General features: G+C 63.3%; 4 protein-coding genes and 1 pseudogene. All 5 read right to left on the bottom strand.

Annotation, left to right across the window (positions count from 1 at the left end; translation table 11 throughout):
• Positions 1–714 (bottom strand): annotated as a pseudogene (locus tag JCM12296_RS32540) (sodium:calcium antiporter); the annotation flags it as partial.
• The gene (locus JCM12296_RS46585; protein WP_246805235.1) at positions 711–1223 is read right to left on the bottom strand and encodes an efflux RND transporter permease subunit; all 513 of its coding nucleotides are present in this window, start codon (positions 1221–1223) and stop codon (positions 711–713) included. The gene JCM12296_RS46585 and the pseudogene JCM12296_RS32540, both read right to left, overlap by 4 nt.
• The gene (locus tag JCM12296_RS46580; protein ID WP_246805234.1) at positions 1208–1450 is read right to left on the bottom strand and encodes a hypothetical protein; all 243 of its coding nucleotides are present in this window, start codon (positions 1448–1450) and stop codon (positions 1208–1210) included. Before JCM12296_RS46580 ends, JCM12296_RS46585 begins: the two co-directional genes overlap by 16 nt.
• Positions 1450–3837 carry an efflux RND transporter permease subunit gene (locus JCM12296_RS32535; protein ID WP_246805237.1) on the bottom strand — a complete coding sequence of 796 codons (2388 nt, stop codon included), beginning with the start codon at positions 3835–3837 and terminating at the stop codon, positions 1450–1452. Before JCM12296_RS32535 ends, JCM12296_RS46580 begins: the two co-directional genes overlap by 1 nt.
• A 144-nt stretch (positions 3838–3981) precedes the next feature.
• A partial coding sequence (locus JCM12296_RS32530) for an efflux RND transporter periplasmic adaptor subunit (RefSeq protein WP_157068113.1) occupies positions 3982–4542 on the bottom strand: 561 nt, incomplete at its 5' end.

The raw sequence follows: 4542 nt of genomic DNA, 5'->3' as shown, positions 1-4542 counted from the left end.
CTCCGCGTGGCCTCGCCGGGCCGCCGCCAGGGATGCGGCCAGTTCGGGCAGGGAGGTGCATAGGGCCACGCCGGTGAAGCCGATCACGGTTTGGGATACATCCAGTCGATGGGCCAGAAAGACGGCGTTGTCCACGATCCAGCGCGAACCGAAGAGCAAACCACAAAACCCAAGGGCCATTTTCGTGGTGGGGCCGATCGATCGATCAGGAGGCGGCGGGTCGATGGCCGGCACGCCCTCTAGCGGCGTGGCCACCGCCGCCGCATAGGCCATGAAAACAATGAAGAAAAAGAGCAGCACCAGACCGTCCGAACGGCTGATCATGGGAAAAAAAGCGCGGTCGACCACCACGTCACTGGCCAGGATCCATACCAGCACGGCCGCCAGCAGGTTAAAGGGGATCGCCTGCCGGACGATCCCCCGGGAAAGGGTCAGGGGACGCATCAGGGCCGTCAGTCCCAGCACCAAAAGGCCGTTGGCGATACAACCACCCACCACGTCTCCCAGGGCGATGGCCGTGTCACCGCTGACGCTGGCGGCGATATTGACGAATAGCTCCGGTACCGCGCAACCAAAGGCCACCACGGTCAATCCGACGGTCACGGACGCCACCCCCATCCCCCGAGCCATCTGCGCAGCGCCGTCGACGAACAGGGCGGCACCCTTGAGCAGCAGCACGCATCCGATCGCCAGCAGGAACAGGGCGACGGTCATGATGCCGCATCACCGGTCTTGTGGTGTCCATGGGCCGCCGGGCCGTCATGACCGTGGGCAAATTCCCAGCGTTTGTCCAGGAAGTAGAGAATCGGCACCGTCATGCGCGAGAAAAGCAGGGAGGCCACCTCGCCGGCCATCAGGGAAATGGCCAACCCCTGGAAAATCGGATCGAAGAGAATCACCGACGCGCCCACCACGACCGCCGCCGCCGTAAGCATCATGGGCCGGAAGCGCACCGCCCCGGCATCGATCACGGCAAGGTCGAGCGGCGCGCCCTGAGCCAGGCGCAGTTCGATGAAATCCACCAGGATGATCGAATTACGCACCACGATACCGGCACCGGCAATGAACCCGATCATCGAGGTGGCGGTAAAAAAGGCCCCCATGGCCCAATGGGCCGGCAGAATGCCGATCAGCGAAAAAGGAATCGCCATCATGATCGTAATGGGCGTGGAAAAGGATTGGAACCAGCCCACCACCAGGACGAAGATCAGCACCAGCACCACGCGAAGGCGATCCCCAGGTCGCGGAAGACCTCATAGGTGATGTGCCATTCGCCGTCCCATTTCATGGAAAAGCGCCGGTCGCTGTCCGGCAGGGAGGCCGTGTGCTGCTTGATATGGTAGCCTTCGGGCATGGTGATGGCATCGATCTTCTTGCGCAGCTCGAGGATGGCGTAAACCGGGCTCTCCTTGGCGCCGGCCACGTCGGCGGTCACATAGACCACGGGCATCAGGTTTTGTGGTAAATGCTGCGGTCGATCGGGGTCTTTTTGACGGTGACCAGATCGGAAAGGGGCACCATGCGCCCCTGGGCGTCGGCGATCTGGATCGACTTGAGCTGTGCCAGCCCCGCCCGATCGGCGAGGGGCGGTTGCAGCACGATGGGGACAGCCTCTTTTTCCAGCGGCTGATGCAGCAGCCCGGCCTGGTTGCCGGACAGGGCCGTCTGCAAGGCCTGGGTGATGTGGGCCACGCTGATCCCGCGCAGGGCGGCCTTCTCCTGATCGACCTTGATCTGGTAGCGGGTCTGGTTCTCTTCCATGAACCAGTCCACGTCCACCACGCCCTCGGTCTTCTCGAAGAGATCCCGGATCTTCAGGGCCAGTTCCCGCTGGCGCTCGTAATTCGGACCATAGATCTCGGCCACCAGGGTGGCGATCACCGGCGGTCCGGGTGGCACCTCGGCCACCTGGATACGAGCCCCGTAACGGTCGGCGATGGCCTTGAGCGCCGGGCGGACGCGTTTGGCGATGGCGTGGCTCTGCTCCTTGCGATAGGCCTTGCCGGCCAAATTGACCTGGATGTCGGCCTGGTTGGGCGCCTTGCGCAGATAATAGTGACGGACCAGCCCGTTGAAATTGAACGGTCCCGACGTGCCCGCGTAAATCTGGTAGTCGACCACTTCGTTGACCGTGGAGAGGTAGTCGCCCATCTGGAAGGCGGCCGCGGCCGTATCCTCCAGGGTGGCGCTCTCGGGCATGTCCAGGATCACCTGAAACTCGCTTTTGTTGTCAAAGGGCAGCATTTTCACCTTGACCAGCCCAAAGGCCACCATGGCACAGGCGCCCAGGAGCAGCAGCGCCACGCCGATCAGAAATGACCAGCGCCAGGTGGACCGGTGCAAGAGGTGGTCCATCACGTTGCGGTACAGTCGGGTGGCCCAGTCCTCGGATGCGTTCTCTCCGCCGTGGCCATGCGCGTGGCCGCTCGACTTGAGCAGCCGGGCGGACGCCCAGGGGGTGACGATGAAGGCCACGATCAGGGAGAAGACCATGGCCGCCGACGCACCGATGGGGATGGGGCGCATATAAGGCCCCATCAGGCCGCCCACGAAGGCCATGGGCAGGATGGCGGCAATGACGGTCAGGGTGGCCAGGATGGTGGGATTGCCCACCTCGTCCACGGCCTCCACGGCCACGTCCAAGAGCGAGCGCCCCTTGTTCTCCGGCAGCCGCATGTGGCGAACGATGTTCTCCACCACGACGATGGCGTCATCCACCAGAATACCGATGGAGAAGATCAGGGCGAACAGGGTGATGCGGTTGAGGGTGTAGCCGTACAGGTAGAACACCGCCATGGTCAGAGCCAGGGTTACCGGGATGGCCAGGGCCACCACCCCCGATTCGCGGTGTCCCAGGGTGAACCAGATGAGAACGGTCACCGACACGACGGCGATGAGCATGTGCCAGAGCAGTTCGTCACTTTTCTCCTTGGCCGTCTCGCCGTAGTGGCGGGTGATGGTGACGTTGACGTTATCGGGAATCACCGTGCCTTTGAGGGCGTTCACCCGTTTGAGCACCTTCTCGGCCACGCTGATGGCGTTGGTGCCCTTGCGTTTGGCCAGGGTCAGGGTCACCGCCGGATAGGGACCGCCTTTACCGGCCTGCGCATCGATACCCACCTCTCCGGCGGCCGGTCCGGCGCCGAAATACACGTAGTTGTCGGGCACGGGCGGCCCGTCGACCACCGTGGCCACATCGCCCAGGTAGACCGGCCGGCCCTTGTAGGAAGCCACCACCACGTGCCACACGTCGTCGGCCGTCTTTAGAAAGTCGCCCGTGTGAATGATGATCTGGCCATCGGCGGACGACGGGTAGCTGCCCGCGTCGGCGGCCTGGTTGGCGGCAAAGACGATCTTTGAAACCGCCACCGGATCGAGCCCGTAGCCGGCCATGCGCGCCGGATCGAGCTGAACCTCCACGCGCCGTCCGTCCCCGCCGATCAGGGTGGTGAGCGAAACATTGGGCTCACGCTTGGCCTGATCCTCCACCTCGGCGGCAACCCGCCGCAACAGGTAGGGGTCCACCGACTCGCTCCAGAAGGTCAGCGCCAGGATGGGCACGTCGTCGATATACCGCGGCTTGATCAACGGCGGCGTAATGCAGCAGGGGATGCGGTCCATGTTGGCCATCAGCTTGGATTGCAGCCGCACGATGGAGGTCTCCTCGTCCTGGCCGACGTAAAACCGCACGATGGTCATGGCCATGCCCGGCTTGCTGGTGGAATAGATGTACTCCACGCCGGGAATCTCCCAGAGCAATTTTTCCATGGGCCGGGTGATGCGCTGCTCCACCTCGGCGGCGCTGGAACCGGGCATCTGCACAAAGATGTCGATCATCGGCACGATAATCTGGGGCTCTTCCTCCCGGGGCAGCCACCACGGCGGCCAGTCCCAGCAGCATCGAGGCGATGATGATCAGCGGCGTCAGCTTGGAATCGATGAAATAGTGGGCGATCTTGCCGGCGGGACCGTATGAATGGCTCATTTTGCAAACTCCACATGAGATCCGTTTTTCAATTGGGCCGGCGGCTCGACCACCAGCCGGGTGTTGTCCCCGATCCCCGAAATGACCTCCACCTGGTCATCATCGGTTCGGCCGATGCGGATCAGGCGAAAACGCGCGGTGTTGTCGGCATCGACAATATACACGCCGGTCAGCTGGCCTTGCTGCACGACGGCAGGCCGGGGAATCCGCAGGGTCTTTTGCTCACCGACCGTCAGGGGGGCACGGGCGAACATGCCCGAACGCAGTCCGGGAACCGTGGGGATGTCCACCTGAACGGTGAAGGTGCGGCTATTCGGGTCGGCCGAAGGGACGATGACCTTCACGGTGCCTTTGATGGCCTTTTCCCCAATGGCTGAAATACGCACATCCACCGGTTCGTTGAGATGCACCGACTGGATGTAGTTTTCCGGAACCACCAGATCGACGCGATAGCCGCCCTCCCGCTCCAGGGCCAACAGCGGCATGCCCGGCGACGCCAAGTCGCCGGCATCGGCGTTTTTGGCGGTCACCCGGCCGTCAAAGGGAGCCAGTACGCG

The organism is Desulfosarcina cetonica JCM 12296 (assembly GCF_001311845.1).
In the GTDB taxonomy this organism is placed as follows: domain Bacteria; phylum Desulfobacterota; class Desulfobacteria; order Desulfobacterales; family Desulfosarcinaceae; genus Desulfosarcina; species Desulfosarcina cetonica.
The sequence above is the reverse complement of the archived record's forward strand: the minus strand, read 5'-3'. Positions and strand labels throughout refer to the sequence as shown.